Here is an 18499-nt window from a genome sequence, read left to right as displayed (position 1 = left end):
GCCGGATGCGTGGCCCAGGGCCGTACAGGACCAGCGCCCCGAACGCCGCCAGGCCACGCGGCCGCCGAGCGGCGGCGCGCGTCCGCTTCCGGTGCGCCGCCGTGGACGATCGCCCGGCCGGGCAGCTAATCCCCCGGTAGCAAGACCCGGTGACCCCCGCCCCCGCCTCGATCCGCATCTGGGTCAGCAGACCGGCCCGCCACGCCACGCCACGCCTCGGGCTCACGGGAGAAACGCTTGGCCGACCCGACCTGGTCGTCCTCTCCGGTCACCAGCAGCACCGGCCCGTTGATCCGCCCCACCGGAATCGCCGCCGCCGCAACGACGTCGGATCGGAGGCTGCGTTCGTAGATCGGGCGAAGCGGCGGGAGCCGTCGTGAATGGCGTGGTTATACGGGAAATAAGACAACGGGTGGTCGCCCAGGGGCCAGATCGGTAGGCGTTTCGCCCCTTCGCCCCTTCGCCCCTTCGCCCCTTCGCCCCTTCGCCCCTTCGCCCCTTCGCCCCTTCGCCCCTTCGCCCCTTCGCCCCTTCGCCCCTTCGCCGGGGAGTATCGCCTACGGTCATGGGCGACTCGCTGGCACATGGGTGTGGACTGCCCGCGGAAGTTCACGGATCGTCGGGTGAAGGTGGGAGATCGTCGTCATCTGTTAGGTCTGAGGGGTACTGCCTAGGAGGTGCTGTTTCGTCGGCCTTCACGTACGTCCTTGATGGCGTTTTGCGGGTGCGCCAGCCCTTGGCCACTCGTTCTATGTAGCCTGCGGCGGCCAGGCCGCCCAGTGCGCTCAGGGCCGTGTCCAGAGAGACTCCGGCCGCTACGGCGATGGAGGCGGGGCCTGCGGCGCCGCGTGTGGGGATGGCGTCGAGGACCCGGCTGGTTGTCTCGCTCAGTGTGTCTCGTGGGACGACCGGGCCGCGAGTTTGGGGGGCTAGGTCGTCGCCTATCGAACCGACCAGTTCGATCACTTCCTCTGGCGAAGTGACACAGACGGCCTTGCGTTCGCGAAGGAGGCGGTGGCAGCCGGCCGACATGGTGGAGGTGATCGGGCCTGGCACAGCCGCCAGGTGGCGTTGCAGTGACAAAGCGTGACCGGCTGTGTTGAGTGCGCCGCTGCGGAGTGCCGCCTCCACTACGACGGTGCCTCGTGACAGGGCGGCGATCAACCGGTTTCTGATGAGGAAGCGCGCACGGGTGGGGTGTACGCCGGGAGGGCACTCGCTGACCACAACGCCCTGGTCGCGGGCGGCGGCGAACAGTTCGTGATGTCCGGTCGGGTAGCTGACGTCGACGCCGCAGGCCAGGACGACGACCGTCGGAGAGTCGGCGGCCAGGCTGCCGCGATGGGCCGCGCCGTCGATCCCGAACGCACCGCCCGAGACCACGGTCCAGCCGGAGTCACTGAATCCCACGGCGAACTGAGCCGCGACGTGCACACCATACGCCGTGGCAGCTCGTGCGCCGACGACGGCGATCGATCGCAGGCAGGAGAAGCGCAGGTCGGCCGAGCCGTGGAGCCACAGGCCGAGAGGGCGGCGCGGTCCGAGTTGGTCCAGCTGAGTAGGCCATTCTGGACTGCCGGGGATGATGAATCTGGCGCCGCTTCGTTCGCCGTTGGCGAGGTCGGCTGCGGGATCGGCGGACTCCAGACGGGCGCGCCAGGCGCGTAGTCGCTGGGTGAGCTCTGTTATGCGACGCTCTGTGAAGGCCGTGCCGAGTTGCTGGCCGGGGCCTGTGACGTGCTGCTGAGTGGAGTCGGAGATCCGTTGCTGGGGGATGGTCGTCGTTCCGCATTGCCCCCCGGAGTCTGTGGTCTGCCGCTGGGTGGGATTGTCTCCGTGTTGTCGGCTTGGGTCATTTAGCTGACGTTGGGTGAGGTCGGCTGCGATGTGCTGCCACATTGGGTCCGGGATGTGTGGCTGAGTCGGGTCCGGCATGTGCTGCCGGGTGGGATCCGACAATTGGTGCTGGGGGGCGTCCGAGATGTGCTGCCCGTTGAGGTCCGCCCGTCGGCGTTGGGTGGGGTCCAGGAGGTGCTGCCCGCTGGGGTCCACCAGTCGGTGTTGGGCGAGGTCCGGAAGGTGCTGCCCGCTGGGGTCCGCCAGTCGGCGTTGGCCGGGGTCCGGGATGTGGTGGTCTTGGGTTTCCTGGGAGATGAAATCGGGCGGGAGGGTCTCCGTACGTACCGCGTCGATTGCTGCCTCGGCGCCGCAGCAGGCGACGAGGCGACCCATCGTCGGGTCTCCAGCGTCGGCTACGCGCATGAGCGCGGCCCTCGCCTCCACTTCTGCTCTCGTCATCGACGCTCCTGAGGGGTGGGAATGCGGGCTTCGGGTGCGCCGGGCCTCGGTGGTGGCTGCGCGGCGGGTTGAGGGGTCACGTGTTCACCCCCAGCCACAAGGCGAGGGCTGTCGACGTTTCCGTGTCTTCGGGGCGGGGTTTGCCGGCCAAGTCCGTAAGGGTCCACGCGACTCGTAGGACGCGATCGAGGCCGCGCGCGCTGAGGGCGCCCGAGTCGAGGGCGGTCGTCATGCACTTCATGGCGGCGTCTGAAGGGCGGTAGTCGGCGTGGAGGGCGGCGGACGGGATTTCGGCGTTCGTGCGCCAGGCGGTGCCGGCCAGGCGTTTGGCGGCTCGTTGGCGGGCTGCCAGCACGCGCTCGGCCACGATCTTGCTCGGTTCGACGAACTGGCGGTCGGCCATGAGCTCGCGTCTGGACGTACGGGCGACTGTGACCTTCATGTCTACGCGGTCGAGAAGCGGGCCGGACAGTCTGGCCAGGTAGCGGCGTCTCATCGTGGGTGAGCACTGGCAGCTTTCGCCCTGGTCCTGGGGCTGAGCGCAAGGACAGGGGTTGGCGGCGAGAACGAGCATGAAGCGGGCCGGGAAGGTGACGGAGCCCGCTGATCTGCACACCGTCACGCGACCGGCCTCCAGGGGCTGGCGGAGGGAGTCGAGGATATGGCGGGGAAATTCGGGGGCTTCATCCATGAACAAGACTCCCCGGTGGGCGAGAGAGACCGCGCCGGGGCGTATGACGGTGCTGCCGCCGCCGATGATGGCCGCCGCCGTGGCGGTGTGGTGAGGGCTGACGAACGGCGGTCTGCTCAGCATGGGGCTGCTGGCCGGGAGTACGCCTGCCACCGAGTGGATGGCCGTCACCTCAAGGGCGTGGTCCAGCTCCAGGTCAGGGAGGAGTGTGGGGAGGCGTTCGGCCAGCAAGGTCTTGCCTGTGCCGGGCGGGCCGAGCATCCAGAGGTTGTGGCCTCCCGCCGCGCATATCTCAAGTGCTCGGCGGGCTACCGGCTGGCCGGCCACGTCGGACAGGTCGACGGCGGGCTGAATGGTCGGCTGAGGCGGCTCTGGAACGTCTTGGATGTGCCACTCGGGCAGGTCGTCTCCCCGTCGTAGCCACTCCACCAGCTGGCGCAGGTCGGTGAACGGCGCCACCTTGACATCGGGCACCAGCGCCGCTTCCGCCGAGTTCGCGGCGGGGACGACCACCGTGACGTCTCCGTGCTCGGCAGCGCCCAGCACCGACGGGAGAACGCCACGCACGGGTCTCAGGCGTCCGTCGAGGCCGAGTTCGCCGAGGAAGAAAGGCTCCGCGACCCGGTCGGCGGGGACCACCCCGGCGGCGCCCAGTATGGCCACGGCTATGGCGAGATCGAACTGGCTGCCACGCTTGGGAAGGCTTGCGGGGAAGAGGCTTACTGTGATGCGGGCGTCTGGCCAGGGGAAATGGCTGTTGACCATCGCTGATCTGACCCGTTCTCTGGCCTCGCTGAGTGCCATGTCCGGCAGGCCGATGAGGTGGATCCCCGCCAAGCCGTTGCCCACATCGGCTTCCACTTCCACGCTGCGGCCTTTGACGCCGACCAGGGCCACGCTGCGGGTCCTCGCGACTGCCATCTCAGATCGCCCCCCGTACGTGCTGGAGGGAGTAGTCACCGGCGAAGCGCTCCAGGGCGATCACGTCGATTCTGACCGTGTCGAAGGCGCGGGGCTGGGTCATGAGCCATTTGGCGGCGAGCATGCGGAGCTTGGCCAGTTTGGCCGGTCGTACCGACTCCAGGGCTGTGCCGTGTGATCGGCTGGATCTGGTCTTGACCTCTACCACGACCAGGTTGGGGCCGTCCTCGGCGATGACGTCGATCTCGCCGTGGCGGCAACGCCAGTTGCGTTCGATAATGGTCATTCCCTCGGCTTCCAGGTAGTTGACGGCGAGCTGCTCGCCGTGTTTGCCGAGGTCGTTCCTCGCGGCCATGTGGCACCTCCGGGCCCTGACTTTCGCGGATCGGGGATGGGCGATTGGGGCCGAGCGAGGTTCTGTGGACAGAGGGGGCTGTGGGTCCGGGGGTTGTGGATAAGTCGGGGGCGGGGTTGGGCATCTGGCAACGCGCCAGGCGCCGGGTGAGGTGCGCTGCCGCTCCGGGTGGCCTCGCCGAATGGCTGCTCCGGATGGCCTCGCCGTAAGCCACCCGCCCAGAATGAGCCGACCCAGGTGATCCATCCGCCCAGAATGAATCGGTCCAGGTGATCCATCCGCCCTGAGTGGCCTGTGGCAGGTGCAGGTGGTCAGTGGCGGTGCGGGTGACCGGCCTGCGGCGGTGCGGGTGCCCCGTGGCGGCTGCGGGACGGCTGTAGCGGGTGACCGCGGGGAGCGCGGGTGGCTTACGGCGGTGCGGCTGACCGGCCTGCGTCGGTCAGGGGCCCCATGGCGGCTGCGGGACGGCTGTAGCGGGTGACCGCGGGGAGTGCGGGTGGCTGTACGGGTGCAGGTGGCAGTGGAGCGACAGTGCGAGTGCGGGTGACTGCGGGGATTGCGAGTGGCCCGTCGCGTTGCGGGTGGCCTGTGGCGGAGCAGGTGGTGGCGGGTGAGCTGCGCTAGTTAACGTGGGAGGCCGCCGAGATGCGCGAACAACCGTCCGGGTACGTTAATCGGGCGTTCTATTACGCTTGTCCGCCGTTCGCGTCCGGCATTACCGTGCCGCAGTGGATCTCTTCTCACGCTCTTGGACGGCGTTGCGTACGGCGGTCGCCGAAATCCCGGATGAGGACTTCGAGCGGCCGTCCGGTTGTGTCGGCTGGCTCGTTCGAGACCTGGCGTGCCACCTGGTCATCGACGCCCAGGACGTACTGATCACGCTGGTCACGCCCGTAGAAACCGAGCCGACCGTGGACGCGGTCACCTACTGGAACCTTGTCGAGCCCCCGACCGGCGAGGACCCGCTCGATGCGCTGATCCCCCGGCTGGCCGCCGCGTACGGCGAGCCGCGGTTGCTCAAGTTCCATCTCGACGACGTCGGTTCCGCCGCTGGTCGTGCTGCCGAACTCGCCGATCCCGCCGTGCACGTCAGTACACGCGACGAGGTGCTGACCGTCGGCGACTATCTGTCCGCGTACGTGCTCGAATGGACCTTGCACCACCTCGACCTGATCGCGCATCTGCCGTCGGCCGCCGAGCCGCCCGCCGAGACCCTCGTGGCGGCGCGCGCGTCGCTTGAGAAGATCGGCGGGACCTCGTTTCCCGCCTCGTTCTCTGACAAGGACGCGCTGCTGATCGGCACCGGACGTCGTACGCCGACCGACGCGGAGAAGGCCGCGCTGGGTGATTTCGCCGCTAAGCTCCCGCTTATCCTCGGTTGAGCGGTTCACCGTGGGCTACGGCCCGCAGGGTCTACGGCCTGTGGGGTTCTACGGCCCGCAGGGTCTACGGCCCGTGGAGTTCTACGGCCCGTGGGGTTCTACGGTCCGCAAGGGGTCTACGGCCTGTGGGGTTCTATGGGCCCTAGAGAGGGCTATGGGGGTGGCCGGCAGGGGGCTGTGCTTGGGGCCCATGAGGAGCTGGCGCCCTAACGGGCGGCCCTCTGGGGATCCCGCGAGTGCCTAGGAGGAAGGGACCCGGGCGGGTAGCCAAGTGGTTGCGGCGCCCAGTGGTTGGCTGTGGGTAGGCCCGGCGCGGCTGTGGATCGGCCCGGTCGATGGGCCCTGACGGCCCGGCGGTTCGTCACGGGCGGACGTGCGAGGAACCACGGCGTCGACCCCAAGTTGGATGAGTGGTTCGGGGGGCGGGCGGGCTGGCGGGTGACCGTGTGGCTGCGGTGCCCGGGCGGCCGGCTACGGGTAGGCCCCGGCGGGTGATTGTGGATTGGCTATGGCGGCCAGGCAGTCGGATATCCGTGAGCGCGCGGGAACCGGGCGACTGACCCCCGATTGAGCGTGTGGCCCAGCAGGTGGCGGGCTGTCGTGGCTGTGATGCCCAGCGGCTGACTGCGGGCAGACCCCGGCGGCGGGGCTGTGGATCGGCCCGTTCGATGAGCCATGACGGCCAGCCGGTTGGCCACGGGCGGACGTGTGAGGAACCGGGGTGACTGACCCCGAGTGAGTGAGTGGCTCCCAGCGAGCGAGTGGCCGAGCAGGTGGGTGGCCATGCTGGCCCATGGGCGACCCTTCAGGGCTGGCCCGGACGGTGACCCTTCGAGACGGCCCTGGACGGTGAACCCTTCAGGGCGGGCCTGGACGGGCCTCAGGGCTGGCAGGGCCCCGGCCACGGGTGTTCCGGCCCCCCAAGGCACTGTCCTCCCACCGGACAGCCGCCCACAGCAACCCGCTCCAACAAACCGAGCCACCCCGAACGAACACCCTCAAAAAGCGCCTACCCCGAGAACCCCTCCTTCGGCATCTCCAGGTCGGCCTTGGCCAGTTCTTCGACGTTGACGTCCTTGAACGTGACCACCCGTACATTCTTCACAAACCGCGCCGGCCGGTACATATCCCAAACCCAAGCATCCTGCATCTTCACATCGAAGAACACGTCCCCGTTCTCCGCGGTCCGGACGTCGAGGTCTACCGAGTTGGTCAGGTAGAAGCGCCGTTCCGTCTCCACGACATACGTAAACAGCCCGACGACATCGCGGTATTCGCGGTAAAGCTGCAGCTCCATCTCGGTTTCGTACTTTTCGAGATCCTCTGCGCTCATCGCGGTCCTCCTGTCGTACCGGTCTTCCGGTTCGCCTGGTCAGGCAACCCCGGCCCCCATTTCATTTTCCCCCATCTCCCTGGCCACCGTGACGAAGGAGTAACGGTGGTGGGAGCACGGCCCGTTCGTCTCCAGCGCCAGCCGATGTCCGGGAGTGACGTACCCCTTGTGCTCGGCGAAGCCGTAACCCGGGAACTCGGCGTCCAGTTCGATCATCATGCGGTCCCTGGTGACCTTGGCCACGATCGAGGCCGCCGCCACGCAGGCGGCCACCTGGTCCCCCTTCCACACCGCCAGCGAAGGCGCCGGCAGGCCCGGGACGGGGAAGCCGTCCGTGAGGATGTACCCCGGGTCACAGGTCAACCGCGCGACGGCCCGGCGCATTCCGGCCACGTTGCTCTTATGCAGCCCTCGCGCGTCGATCTCCGCCGGCGGAATGACGACGATCCCGACGTGCGCCGAGTCCATGATCAGGTCATAGAGCCGTTCTCGTACGGCCGGCACCAGCAGTTTCGAGTCGTTGAGACCCTCGATCGGCCTGCGCAGGATGGTCGCGGCGACCACCAGCGGACCGGCGCAGGCCCCCCGGCCTGCTTCGTCGACCCCGGCGATCGGGGTCAAGCCACGGCGGGCCAATGCCCGCTCGTAGGCATAGAGTCCGGAATCACGCCGGACAACGCTGGGCCGAGGGCGGAACGCAACTGTCATGACAAGAGGCAGCGTACGCCCCAATCGCCGCAAACCGCGACTGGGAGCCGCCGCTATTTGACCTTGGCGAAGGTGTCAGGGTGCATGAAGATGCTGCCTCGCGACAGCGGCCAGTAGCGCATGACGGCCTTGCCGACCACCGCGTCCTCCGAGATGAACCCGCCCCCGGGCTCCTCGACGTGGCTGCGCGAGTCGGCGGAGGCGCTGCGGTGGTCGCCCATCAGCCACAATTTGCCGGGCGGCACGGTGTACTTGAATGGTTCGCCCGGATCCGATGGGAAGTCGCCCGGATAGAGGTAGGACTCCTCATCCAGCGGGGTGCCGTTGACCGTCACCCGCTTCTTGGCGTCGCAGCAGGCCACCTTGTCGCCGCCGATGCCGATGACCCGCTTGATGGTGTCCTCGCCGTTCCAGCCCTTGAACACGATGATGTCGCCGCGTTCGGGTTTGCCCGAGAGCTTGTTGACGAACACCCGGTCGTTGATCAGCAGGGTGTTCTCCATCGACTCCGACGGGATGTAGAACGATCCGATGACGTACGCCTGCAACAGCAGCGCGATGCCGACGCCGAGGACCAGCAGCAGGATCGTCTCGCGGAAGCCGCCCTTTTTCTTCTTGTCATCCCCCGCCGCCGCCTTCTTGGTGAAGGACATCAGGGCCTCCTGCTTCGCCTGCGCCGACGGATCAGCACCAAGGGTAGTGCTCCCGCGAACCCGGCGACCAGCGGCACGGAGCCGCCCAGCGCCTGCAACGCCGGCTGCGCGAACGTGTCGGGGATGGGCAGCGTGGTCGCCCTGTTGAACGGCCAGACGATGACGAACGCCCGCCCGACCACCTGGCCCACGGGAATCGAGCCGCCGCCCGGATCACCCTGGTGCGAGCGCGAGTCGAGCGACACCGAGCGGTGGTCGCCCATCACCCACAGCCGCCCCTCAGGCACCTTGATGTCGAAGAACTTGTCGGAGGGCACATTGCCCGGATAGAGATAGCCACCCTCGTCGATCGCCACGCCGTTGACCGTGATGCGCCCCTTGGGGTCGCAGCACTTGACGTGGTCGCCGCCGACGCCGATGACCCGCTTGATGTAGTCCTTCTCGCCGGGCACCACGCCGAACGCGGTGCCGACCCAGCGGAAGAACGCCGCGACCGGGTTGGACGGCTCCTCCATCTCGAACTCGCCGTCCCAGGAGTCGACGCCCGAGAACACCACCACGTCGCCGCGCTCGATGTCACGCGTGTGGTAGACCATCTTGTTCACCAGGACCCGGTCGTTCTTCAGGAGAGTGTTCTCCATCGACTCCGACGGGATGTAGAAGGCCTGGATCACGAACGTCTTGATGATCAGGGCCAACACCAGCGCCACGACGACCAGGACGGGAAGTTCTTTCCAGAACGATCCCTTTTTGTCCTTCTTGCCGCCCTTTGCTGGCTTCTCTGTTTCTTCGGCGACCACGTCCACCTCGTCCTTGACAGGGCGGCGCGACGCGCCGTGCTCCTGGCTCTCGCTAGTCATCGCTGACGAGCCTAGATGATGCGTCGGCTCGACAAGTCTCGACCGACGTTACACCCGCGCCCGAGTCGCTCCACATAAAGGAAATGCCCCTGCAAAGCCGAATGGCCCGCGCAAGACGCGGGCCATTCGGAAAGGTCTGTGTCACTTGGCGGGCACGGCCTCGCGCTTCTCGCGGATCCGGGCGGCCTTGCCGCGCAGATCGCGCATGTAGTAAAGCTTGGCGCGACGCACGTCACCGCGGGTCACGAGCACGATCTTCTCGATGATCGGGCTGTGCACGGGGAAGGTCCGCTCGACGCCGACGCTGTAGCTGACCTTGCGGACCGTGAAGGTCTCGCGGGCGCCGCTGCCCTGCCTGCGCAGCACGAAGCCCTTGAAGACCTGGACGCGGGAGCGGTTTCCTTCGACGACGCGGACGTGAACCTCGAGCGTGTCACCGGGGCGGAAATCCGGCACGTCGCCGCGCAGGGTCGCCTTCTCGAGCTCCTGAATCTTCGTGTGCATGAGAGCTGTCCTCAAGTCCTCGCGAGCACGCGGAGGTCCACCCGGCCTGAGCTCGCGGCGGACGCGCCTGCTGATTCGATGAACCCGGGACTGTCCCCCGGGCATGGCAGACCAACCACATGATGGTCGGTAGCGCTTCAGTTTGCCATATCTTCCGGCTGGAAGCGAAACGAGAGCTCCTCCAGCAGCCGCCGGTCGTGCTTGTCGAGCGTCTCGGGGTCGAGCGCCGCCGCCAGCTCGGGCCGGTTGGCGACGGTACGGCGCAGCGCCTCGTCACGCCGCCACCGCGCGACCTTCCCGTGATGCCCGGACAGGAGTACGGGCGGCACCTCGTGCCCCCGCCAGACCGGCGGCTTGGTGAAGACGGGGCCTTCGACGAGGTTGCGCATGGCCCCCGGCGCGAAGGAGTCGTCGACGGCCGAGTGGGCGTTGCCGAGCACGCCGGGCAGCAGCCTGCCGATGGCCTCCACCATCACCAGCGTCGCGACCTCGCCGCCGGCCAGCACGTAGTCGCCGATGCTGATCTCGTCGACGCGCAGGCGCGTGCCGTACTCGGCCATGACACGCGAGTCGATGCCCTCGTAGCGCCCGCACGCGAACAGCAGCCAGGGCTCGTCGGCGAGCTCCTGGGCGAGCTCCTGGGTGAACGGCCGCCCGCTCGGCGTGGGCACGATCAGACGCGGCAAGCCGCCCCCAGCGACCGCAGCCGACGAGCCACCCACGGCGCCCGCGGCCGGTGAACCGCCCTCAGTGACCGTGGTCGGCGAGCCGCCGGCGATCACCGCGTCGATGGCCTCGCCCCACACCTCGGGCTTCATGACCATTCCGGGTCCGCCGCCGTAGGGGGTGTCGTCCACGGTCTTGTGCACGTCGTGCGCCCAGTCGCGGAGCTGGTGCACCCGGACGTCGAGGGTGCCGCGCTCGCGGGCCTTGCCGATGAGGGAGACGTCGAGCGGCGCGAAGTATTCGGGGAAGATCGAGACGATGTCGAGCCGCATCACAGCAGCCCTTCGGGCGGGTCGACGACGAGCCGGCCGCCTTCGAGATCGACCTCGGGCACCAGCGCCCTGACGAACGGGATGAGCGCGTCGTCCTGGCCGCTCCGCCGTACGACCAGGAGGTCCTGACCGTGATGGAGCACGTCGGTGACCTCGCCGACGGCCTCCCCGGAGACGGTGACGACCGTGAGCCCGATGAGCTGGTGATCGTGGAACTCGTCGGGGTCGTCGGAGGGCGTCACCTCGTCGGAGTCGATGACCAGCATCGTGCCGCGGAGTTCCTCGGCCGTGTCGCGTTGGGTCACCCCGGCGAAAGTGATCAGCAGCGCGCCCTTGTGCCAGCGGCGGCTCTCGATGACCAGTGGCCCCCTGTCGGCGGGATCGGTGGCGACGGCCGCGCCGACGGCGAAGCGGAGCTCGGGATCGTCGGTACGCACCTCCACGGTCACGTCACCGCGTACTCCGTGCGGGCGGCCTATCCGGCCGACGACCAACTGCACCCTGAACCCACCTTTTCTAAAGCAAGCGCCCCCATCGGCAAGAAACCGATGAGGGCGCAGGAACCTGACGCTAACGGACGGCTTCGTCCAGGTCGAGCAGATCGACCCGGACGTACTTCCCGTCGGCCAGGGCATTCACGACAGTGCGCAGCGCCTTGGCGGTGCGCCCACCGCGACCGATGACCTTGCCCAGGTCCTCGGGGTGCACCCGGACCTCCAGGACGCGCCCGCTGCGAATGCGGCGTGCGCGGACCCGGACATCGTCGGGATGTTCGACGATGCCCTTAACGAGGTGCTCGAGAGCCTCCTCGAGCACGTCAGGCCTCGCCCTCGGTCTTGGTCTCGGCGGGAGCGGCCTCGACGGGGGCGGCCTCGGCCGTCTCGTCCTTCTTGCGAGCCTTCTTCGGCGTGGTGGCGGACGTGCCGGTGTCGCCACCGGACAGCGTCTCCTTGGCCGCGGCCTCGTAGAGGGCGTGACGGTCGGGCGCCGCCTCGGCGACCTTCATCGGCGCAGGGGCGGCCTCGCCCTTGAACTTCTGCCAGTCACCGGTCAGCTTGAGCAGCTTGAGCACCGGCTCGGTCGGCTGCGCGCCGACACCGAGCCAGTAGGCCGCGCGCTCGGCGTTGACCTCGATGCGCGAAGGGTCTTCCTTCGGGTGGTACAGGCCGATCTCTTCGATCGCCCGGCCGTCACGCTTGGTGCGGCTGTCGGCGACGACGATGCGGTACTGAGGGCTACGGATCATGCCGAGCCGCTTGAGCTTGATCTTGACTGCCACTGGTGTGGTCTCTCCTGCATTCGAGCGTGGGTGAACGGCATCACATCGAGTGGGGCACGATGGGAGTCCGCTCCAGGGACAGGCATGACCGGCGGGAGGTGAGAGGGCACCCACCTGGCCACGGTGTTCCAACATGTCATTGTGCCAGACGCACAGGACTGCGCACGACCCGCAGGCGCGGGTCGCCGCACTCTTAAACCCGGAATATCCAGAAAAGTTGCTACTTCTGGCCCGGGAGATTGAACTTGCTGGGGTCGAAGCCCGGCGGCAGCTCCATGCCCGGAGGCAGCTTCCCGCCCAGGTTGCCCAGCAGACCACCCTTGGCCGGCTGCTGCGGCTCGGCGGGAGCCGAGTCGCCCTTGCCCAGAGCGGCCTTGCGCGGGTCGCCGCTCACGCGCCGCCCCTTCTTGGCCTTCTTCTGAGCCTTGGCCACCTTGCCCCGGCCGCCCGGCATGCCGGGGATGCCCATGCCCCCCGCCATCTTCTTCATCATCTTCTGGGCGTCGAAGAACCGCGTCACCAGGTTGTTGACGGCGCTCACCGTCACACCGGAGCCGGCGGCGATGCGGGCACGGCGGGAGCCGTTGATGATCTTCGGGTCCTGGCGCTCGCCCGGCGTCATCGAGCGGATGATGGCCGCGATGCGGTCGAGATCGCGGTCGTCGATGGAGTTGAGCTGGTCGCGCATCTGCCCCATGCCGGGCATCATGCCGAGCAGGTTCTTGATCGGGCCCATCTTCTGGACCATCATCATCTGCTCGAGGAAGTCTTCGAGCGTGAAGTTCTCGCCCGAGGTGAGCTTGCCCGCCATCTTGGCGGCCTGCTCCTCGTCGAAGGTCTTCTGGGCCTGCTCGATCAGGGTGAGGATGTCACCCATGTCGAGGATGCGGGAGGCCATCCGGTCGGGGTGGAAGGCGTCGAAGTCCTCGAGCTTCTCACCGGTCGACGCGAACATGATCGGCCGGCCGGTGATGTGCCTGACCGACAGCGCGGCACCGCCACGGGCGTCGCCGTCGAGCTTGGTGAGCACCACCCCGTCGAAGCCGACGCCCTCCATGAACGCCTGGGCCGTCGTCACGGCGTCCTGGCCGATCATGGCGTCGACCACGAACAGGACCTCGTCGGGAGAGACCGCGTCGCGGATGTCGGCGGCCTGCCGCATCATCTCCTGGTCGATGCCCAGACGGCCGGCGGTGTCGATGATGACGACGTCGTGCTGCGCGCGCTTGGCCTCGTCGATCGACGCGCGGGCGACCCGGATCGGGTCGCCGACGCCGCTGCCGGGCTCGGGCGCGTAGACGGCCACCTGCGCGCGCTCGCCCACGACCTGGAGCTGCTGCACGGCGTTGGGGCGCTGGAGGTCCGCGGCGACGAGCATGGGCGCGTGGCCCTGCTCGCGCAGCCACTTGGCGAGCTTGCCCGCCAGCGTGGTCTTACCGGCGCCCTGCAGGCCCGCGAGCATGATGACGGTCGGTGGGGTCTTGGCGTAACGGAGCCGGCGCGTCTCACCGCCGAGGATCTCGATCAGCTCGTCGTTGACGATCTTGACGACCTGCTGCGCCGGGTTGAGCGCCTGGGAGACCTCGATGCCGCGGGCGCGCTCCTTGACCTGGGCGACGAACGCCTTGACCACCGGCAGCGCGACATCGGCCTCGAGCAGCGCGATGCGGATCTCGCGGGTGGTGGCGTCGATGTCGGCCTCAGACAGCCGACCCTTGGAGCGGAGGGAGGAGAAGACCGATGTCAGCCGGTCGGAAAGCGTCTCGAACACGTGGTAGGCCAGTCCTCGAAGCGAATGTTGGTCTAATGGTTCAGCCTATCCGCTCCGGCAGCCCTTCCAGCCTGGCTCGGCCATCCGGTCTGTCAGCATGCCCCAGACGGCGACATCCCGGACGGCGGCCTGCCAGGCGGCAGGCGAGGTCAGCTACCGCTCCAGCCCGGCACCGCCATCCGGACAGTAAGCGCGTGTTCGACCAGGTTGATGAGCGCGCTCTTGACCGAGTCCTTCGACCGGGCGTCCAGCCGCACCAGCGGGATGTGCGGCGCCAGTGTGAGAGCGTCGCGCACCTCCGCGTCACTGTGCGGGTATGACCCATCCCACCCGTTCACGCCCACGACGAACGGCAGTTGCGCCTCTTCGAAGTAGTCGATCGCGGGGAAGCTGTCGGCCAGCCGCCGCGTGTCCACCAGCACCACCGCGCCGATCGCACCACGCACCAGGTCATCCCACATGAACCAGAACCGGTGCTGTCCGGGCGTGCCGAACAGGTAGAGGATCAGGTCACGGTCGAGCGAGACCCGGCCGAAGTCCATGGCCACGGTCGTGGTGGACTTCAGCGGCGTCATACCGAGGTCGTCGATGCCCGCCGAAGCGTCCGTCATGACGGCCTCGGTCGTCAGCGGCATGATCTCCGACACCGCGCCGACGAACGTCGTCTTGCCCACCCCGAACCCTCCGGCCACCACGATCTTCGTCGAGGTGAGGCCGGGGCTAGAGCCTGCGAAGTCCACTGAGCACCCTTTCGAGCAGGTTTACGTCTGGCCGTCCGGACTCCAGCGCTGGCTGGTGTACGCGTACCAGACCTTCGGCCGCCATGTCGGCGATCAGCACGCGCACCACGCCGAGCGGGATCCGCAACAGGGCCGATACCTCGGCCACCGACCGGACCTGCCGGCAGAGCTGGCTGATCGCCTGATACTCCGGCGTGATGTGGGAGAACTCCCGGTGCTCGGCCGTCGCGGACGAGACCAGGGCCTCCATCGCCAGCTTGACCCGCGGCGCGGTCCGTCCTCCCGTCACGGCGTAAGGACGGACCGGCGACGCGGGATCTGAGCTCAGCTGCGGCTGGGGTTGCGGATGGGGATCCCAGCCACCGCTGTTCCACCTTGGGTCCGTCACCTACATCACCTGGTCTGGCTAGCGCGCAGCTCGGCGCGCACCGCCGGAGTAAGTACCTGACCGGCACGATCGACCATAAGCGTCATTTGGTACGCGACCAGGCCCATGTCGCAGTCGGGTGCCGCCAGCACGGCCAGGCAGGAGCCGTCGCTGATCGACATGATCAGCATCAGCCCGCGTTGCATCTCGACGATGGTCTGATTGACCGCGCCGCCCTCGAAGACCCTGGCCGCTCCCTGCGTCAGGCTCACCAGGCCGGACGCGATCGCGGCCAGTTGATCAGCCCGGTCCACGGGGAAGCCCGACGATGCCGCCAGCGGCAGACCGTCGGACGAGACAACGACCGCGTGGGCGACACCTGGAACGGTACTGACGAAGTCGGTTATCAACCAGTCGACTCCGCGTGCCGCGTGGCTCAGGTCGTTCATACGCCCTCCTCCCTGCTATCAACGGGCCTCGAGCCGGTGGGGTGCGCCCTGCCCTCGCTGATGTCGTCACGTGCCGCGCGGAAACCCTGCTGGAAGCTGGACAGCCGACTGCGGACACGATCGGGCGAGACGGAGGGCATCGGGGCGACGCCCTTCGGCGCCGAGGCGGTGTCGGCGGAACCCGGCACGAGGTTGGCCTTGGGAACCCGCTTGGGCAGCCCTGCGGCCGTCGAGCCGTCACGTACCGGCTCGACCGCGGCCGCCGCAGCGTTCCAACCGGCATCCGCCTTGGAGGAACCCCAGTTCGCGCCGCTTTCACCACCGTGCTCGAACCAGGCCGACTCCACTGAGGCGAAGATCGGCAGGTACTCGTCACCCGACGAGGGCGGGTTGACCACCGGGATGGGGCCGGTCGCCGCCGACTCCGTCTCCGGGAAGTCGTACCTCGGCCTGGGCGGCAGGCTCTGCTCCACCGGCCGGTTGCCGAAGCTCCAGTCCGGTGGCGGCTGGAACGGCGGCTGGTCGTTGGTGGGCCGCTTGGGCAGGCCGTTGTCGCTGCCCCAGCCGCCACCGCCGCCACCACCCTGGCCTCGCGACGGCACCCAGACGTCGGCGGTGTCGTAACCGCCGCTGCTGGCGCGCGGGTCGGAGGGCCAGCCGTTGACGTCGGACGGCCACTGAGGCATGGACGGCCAAGCGCCCGCGCCCGCACCGGCGGGCTCCGGGTTGGACGGGTAGGACGGGTGTCCCGGGCCCATCTGGTAGCCGCCGCCCTGCCACTGCGGAGGCGCGGGGGGCGCGGCCGTGGGAGCGGGAGCCGCGTAGGTCTCCTCGCGCACGGGCATGCCGCCCTGCGTCCCGGCGTAGGCCGGGGACTGGCTGCCGAGCAGGCTCTCGGGTACCAGGACCATGGCGGTGAGACCGCCGGAGCCGTGCGGGCGCAGCTGTACGCGGACGCCGTGCCGGTGCGCCAGCCTGGCGACCACGAACAGGCCCATACGGCGCGACACCGAGACGTCCACGATGGGCGCGTCGGTGAGGCGGTCGTTGGCCTGGGCCAGTTCGTCCTGGGTCATGCCGATGCCGGAGTCGGTGATCGACAGCATCACGCCGCCGCCGTCGATCCGGCTGCCGGAGACCGTGACGCGGGTCTCGCGGGGCGAGAACGACAGCGCGTTCTCCACCAGCTCGGCCAGCAGGTGGATGACGTCGTTGACGGCCTGACCGGCGACGGCAACGCCGTCGGGCACCTGCAGGACGACCCGCTCGTAGTTCTCGACCTCCGACAGGGAGGCGCGGGCCACGTCGACCAGCTTGACCGGCTGGCTCCAGCGGCGCGGCGGGTCCTGACCGGCGAGGACCAGCAGGTTCTCACTGTTACGGCGCATACGGGTGGCCAGGTGGTCCAGCTTGAACAGGTTCGCCAACCGGCTCTCGTCCTGCTCGCCCTGCTCCAGCCCGTCGATGAGGGTGATCTGCCGCTCGACCAGCGTCTGGCTTCTGCGCGAGAGGTTGACGAACATCGCGTTGACGTTGCTTCGGAGTCGGGACTCCTCACCGGCCAGCCGGACGGCTTCCCGGTGTACCTCGTCGAACGCCCGCGCGACTTCACCGATCTCGTCCTCGGACATGACGCCGATCGGCTCGACCTCTACGGGGCCGCTCGCCTCGGACTCACGCAGCTGCTGGACCGTCTCCGGCAGGCGGCGGCTGGCGATGAACAGCGCCTCCCTGCGCAGCCGGCGCAGCGGGCCGCTGAGCGAACGCGCCATGAACGAGGTGATCACCAGCACCAGGATCAACAGGATGGCGATGGCGATCGCGATGATCATCGCGCCCTGCTGCTCCTGGCCCTGCAGGGTGCGGCTGCGCAGCAGGATCGAGTCGGAGACCTGCTGTTCGACCTTGCGCATGCCGTCGATGGTCTTGCCGATGGCCTTGAGCCATTCCTCGCCGTCGCGCGCGAGGCCGACCTCCGGGTCGACCAGCTGCGCCCCCGAGTCCTGCAGGAACAGGGCGCGGGCCTGGATCAGCTCGGCCTTGTCGACGGCCGAGCCGCTGACGACGTCGTCGTACGCCTGGCGGATGTTCAGCGGCACCTGGGCCCTGAACGTCGCCAGCTCGCTGTTGCGCTGGGCGCGAGCGGCGATGAAGGCGTCGAGCTCGTCCTTGCTGAATCGCCTGGCGGCCAGCGCGGACACCAGGAGCGCGCGCTGCCTGGAGACGAACTGCTTGGCTCTGGACAGAGCGGCGAAGCCGGAGACGCTGTCGGCGAGCTCCTTGTCAGCGGCACCCAGGTCGATGTTGTCGTTGAGCCCGATGAAGTCGGAGATGCTCCGGTCGTACAGCTCGATGACGGAGCCGACGTTCAGTTGCGAGTCCACCGCGGTCTTGCGTGACTGGTCGAGCTCGTCCAGACGGTTCTTGATGCGGATGGCCTGCGCGCGCTGGGGGCTGTCCGAGGCCGCGAGCGTGTTGACCGGGCCGCGTACGCTGTCGCGAAGCTTGTTGACCGTGGTGTATTGGGCGTCGACATCCGCCTTGCCGCTGCTCCTGCGGCCGAGGGCGACAAAGCTGGCGGTGAGGTCGCGTTCGAGCTCGACCTCGTGGGCGAGCGCGGTCAGCTGGCTCGCCAGGACGGCGACCTCGTTGACCCTCTCGTACTCGGTGGCACTGCTGATCGAGGTGGCTACGCGGAAGCCGCCGAGGACCAGGGCCGCCAAGGTGGGAATGACAACCAGAACGAGCAGCTTCGAGCGCACGCGCCAGTTGCGCAGCGCGAGGCCGCCCGTCTTCTTCGCACGCCCGGCCCGTGCTTTGGGCTTTGACTTGGCGTGAAGTGCCGCAGGAGCGGGCGCTTCAGCAGTTAAGCCGGGATCCCCACCTGCTGGGGGGAATGCGTTCCTCACTGGCCTCCGCAACCTCTCCTCTGATGGTCTGGTGCAAGAGGATCACGTCATGCATTGTGTTTGCCGTGTGACGCCGACGCACCCATGGGGCGAGAGCTTATTTGAGCACAACAACAGGAGATCGGCCAATACCGCAAAGGTCGCAGTCAACCCATCTCTTCGCAGAACATGCCAAACCCGGACAAATGCCACATCCTCCTGGTGGATGCCGGGCCGCCACCTCCTTGATTCGGACAATCATCCCAAACCTACATTGTGATCATCATTTCCGTATATATATT

Annotated in this window: 18 protein-coding genes; 1 reads left to right on the top strand and 17 read right to left on the bottom strand. The window is 68.2% G+C overall.

Annotation, left to right across the window (positions count from 1 at the left end):
* Positions 1 to 609: 609 nt before the first annotated feature.
* The 3 genes from dprA to AB0B64_RS47420 all read right to left on the bottom strand — a co-directional run bounded on the left by dprA (position 610) and on the right by AB0B64_RS47420 (position 4265).
* A complete protein-coding gene (dprA, locus tag AB0B64_RS47430) occupies positions 610 to 2298 on the bottom strand; it encodes a DNA-processing protein DprA (protein ID WP_358191529.1) in 1689 nt (562 codons plus the stop codon).
* 76 nt (positions 2299 to 2374) lie between these two features.
* The gene (locus AB0B64_RS47425) at positions 2375 to 3910 is read right to left on the bottom strand and encodes a YifB family Mg chelatase-like AAA ATPase (protein ID WP_357942953.1); all 1536 of its coding nucleotides are present in this window, start codon (positions 3908 to 3910) and stop codon (positions 2375 to 2377) included.
* 1 nt (position 3911) lies between these two features.
* Entirely contained in the window at positions 3912 to 4265 is a 354-nt protein-coding gene (locus AB0B64_RS47420) for a YraN family protein (protein ID WP_357942951.1), read from the bottom strand.
* 728 nt (positions 4266 to 4993) lie between these two features.
* Here AB0B64_RS47420 and AB0B64_RS47415 point away from each other — a divergent pair.
* The gene (locus AB0B64_RS47415) at positions 4994 to 5647 is read left to right on the top strand and encodes a maleylpyruvate isomerase N-terminal domain-containing protein (protein WP_357942949.1); all 654 of its coding nucleotides are present in this window, start codon (positions 4994 to 4996) and stop codon (positions 5645 to 5647) included.
* A gap of 1009 nt (positions 5648 to 6656) precedes the next feature.
* Here the strand turns inward: AB0B64_RS47415 and AB0B64_RS47410 are convergent.
* The 14 genes from AB0B64_RS47410 to AB0B64_RS47345 all read right to left on the bottom strand — a co-directional run bounded on the left by AB0B64_RS47410 (position 6657) and on the right by AB0B64_RS47345 (position 18032).
* Complete coding sequence (locus tag AB0B64_RS47410; protein WP_026215037.1) at positions 6657 to 6980, bottom strand: DUF2469 domain-containing protein; 324 nt, start codon at positions 6978 to 6980, stop codon at positions 6657 to 6659.
* Positions 6981 to 7019: 39 nt separating this feature from the next.
* On the bottom strand, positions 7020 to 7688 hold the full coding sequence (locus AB0B64_RS47405; protein ID WP_357942947.1) for a ribonuclease HII: 669 nt from the start codon (positions 7686 to 7688) through the stop codon (positions 7020 to 7022).
* Between the two features lie 53 nt (positions 7689 to 7741).
* Positions 7742 to 8341, bottom strand: coding sequence for a signal peptidase I (gene lepB, locus AB0B64_RS47400; protein WP_357942945.1), 600 nt, complete (start codon positions 8339 to 8341; stop codon positions 7742 to 7744).
* Positions 8341 to 9201, bottom strand: a complete 861-nt coding sequence (lepB, locus tag AB0B64_RS47395; RefSeq protein WP_357942943.1) for a signal peptidase I — start codon at positions 9199 to 9201, stop codon at positions 8341 to 8343. The genes lepB (AB0B64_RS47400) and lepB (AB0B64_RS47395) overlap by 1 nt, the downstream gene beginning before the upstream one ends.
* Before the next feature lie 141 nt (positions 9202 to 9342).
* Entirely contained in the window at positions 9343 to 9705 is a 363-nt protein-coding gene (rplS, locus tag AB0B64_RS47390; RefSeq protein WP_214641562.1) for a 50S ribosomal protein L19, read from the bottom strand.
* A 137-nt stretch (positions 9706 to 9842) separates the two neighbouring features.
* Positions 9843 to 10703: a tRNA (guanosine(37)-N1)-methyltransferase TrmD gene (gene trmD / locus AB0B64_RS47385; protein ID WP_358191498.1), complete on the bottom strand. Its 861-nt coding sequence runs from the start codon at positions 10701 to 10703 to the stop codon at positions 9843 to 9845.
* A complete protein-coding gene (gene rimM, locus AB0B64_RS47380; RefSeq protein WP_358191489.1) occupies positions 10703 to 11203 on the bottom strand; it encodes a ribosome maturation factor RimM in 501 nt (166 codons plus the stop codon). Before rimM ends, trmD begins: the two co-directional genes overlap by 1 nt.
* A 70-nt stretch (positions 11204 to 11273) precedes the next feature.
* Positions 11274 to 11519 carry an RNA-binding protein gene (locus AB0B64_RS47375; RefSeq protein ID WP_020546537.1) on the bottom strand — a complete coding sequence of 82 codons (246 nt, stop codon included), beginning with the start codon at positions 11517 to 11519 and terminating at the stop codon, positions 11274 to 11276.
* Position 11520: 1 nt separating this feature from the next.
* Positions 11521 to 11982: a 30S ribosomal protein S16 gene (gene rpsP / locus AB0B64_RS47370; RefSeq protein WP_358191473.1), complete on the bottom strand. Its 462-nt coding sequence runs from the start codon at positions 11980 to 11982 to the stop codon at positions 11521 to 11523.
* Between the two features lie 220 nt (positions 11983 to 12202).
* Complete coding sequence (gene ffh / locus AB0B64_RS47365; protein WP_357942936.1) at positions 12203 to 13753, bottom strand: signal recognition particle protein; 1551 nt, start codon at positions 13751 to 13753, stop codon at positions 12203 to 12205.
* Between the two features lie 149 nt (positions 13754 to 13902).
* Positions 13903 to 14493 carry an ATP/GTP-binding protein gene (locus AB0B64_RS47360; protein ID WP_214641567.1) on the bottom strand — a complete coding sequence of 197 codons (591 nt, stop codon included), beginning with the start codon at positions 14491 to 14493 and terminating at the stop codon, positions 13903 to 13905.
* The gene (locus AB0B64_RS47355) at positions 14474 to 14821 is read right to left on the bottom strand and encodes a DUF742 domain-containing protein (protein WP_214641717.1); all 348 of its coding nucleotides are present in this window, start codon (positions 14819 to 14821) and stop codon (positions 14474 to 14476) included. The genes AB0B64_RS47360 and AB0B64_RS47355 overlap by 20 nt, the downstream gene beginning before the upstream one ends.
* Positions 14822 to 14886: 65 nt before the next feature.
* A complete protein-coding gene (locus AB0B64_RS47350; RefSeq protein WP_214641568.1) occupies positions 14887 to 15309 on the bottom strand; it encodes a roadblock/LC7 domain-containing protein in 423 nt (140 codons plus the stop codon).
* Complete coding sequence (locus tag AB0B64_RS47345) at positions 15306 to 18032, bottom strand: nitrate- and nitrite sensing domain-containing protein (RefSeq protein ID WP_358191456.1); 2727 nt, start codon at positions 18030 to 18032, stop codon at positions 15306 to 15308. Before AB0B64_RS47345 ends, AB0B64_RS47350 begins: the two co-directional genes overlap by 4 nt.
* Positions 18033 to 18499: the final 467 nt, after the last annotated feature.

It is taken from the genome of Nonomuraea sp. NPDC049129 (assembly GCF_040648495.1).
Classification (GTDB): Bacteria; Actinomycetota; Actinomycetes; order Streptosporangiales; family Streptosporangiaceae; genus Nonomuraea.
Note: the sequence above shows the minus strand (reverse complement) of the source record. Positions and strands in the feature narration are given on the sequence as shown.

What these genes read in the sequence shown, in the direction of transcription:
- dprA (WP_358191529.1), bottom strand. Translation starts at nt 2,298, where the DNA reads ATGACGAGAGCAGAAGTGGAGGCGAGGGCCGCGCTCATGCGCGTAGCC.
- AB0B64_RS47425 (WP_357942953.1), bottom strand. Translation starts at nt 3,910, where the DNA reads ATGGCAGTCGCGAGGACCCGCAGCGTGGCCCTGGTCGGCGTCAAAGGC.
- AB0B64_RS47420 (WP_357942951.1), bottom strand. Translation starts at nt 4,265, where the DNA reads ATGGCCGCGAGGAACGACCTCGGCAAACACGGCGAGCAGCTCGCCGTC.
- AB0B64_RS47410 (WP_026215037.1), bottom strand. Translation starts at nt 6,980, where the DNA reads ATGAGCGCAGAGGATCTCGAAAAGTACGAAACCGAGATGGAGCTGCAG.
- AB0B64_RS47405 (WP_357942947.1), bottom strand. Translation starts at nt 7,688, where the DNA reads ATGACAGTTGCGTTCCGCCCTCGGCCCAGCGTTGTCCGGCGTGATTCC.
- lepB (WP_357942945.1), bottom strand. Translation starts at nt 8,341, where the DNA reads ATGTCCTTCACCAAGAAGGCGGCGGCGGGGGATGACAAGAAGAAAAAG.
- lepB (WP_357942943.1), bottom strand. Translation starts at nt 9,201, where the DNA reads ATGACTAGCGAGAGCCAGGAGCACGGCGCGTCGCGCCGCCCTGTCAAG.
- rplS (WP_214641562.1), bottom strand. Translation starts at nt 9,705, where the DNA reads ATGCACACGAAGATTCAGGAGCTCGAGAAGGCGACCCTGCGCGGCGAC.
- trmD (WP_358191498.1), bottom strand. Translation starts at nt 10,703, where the DNA reads ATGCGGCTCGACATCGTCTCGATCTTCCCCGAATACTTCGCGCCGCTC.
- AB0B64_RS47350 (WP_214641568.1), bottom strand. Translation starts at nt 15,309, where the DNA reads ATGAACGACCTGAGCCACGCGGCACGCGGAGTCGACTGGTTGATAACC.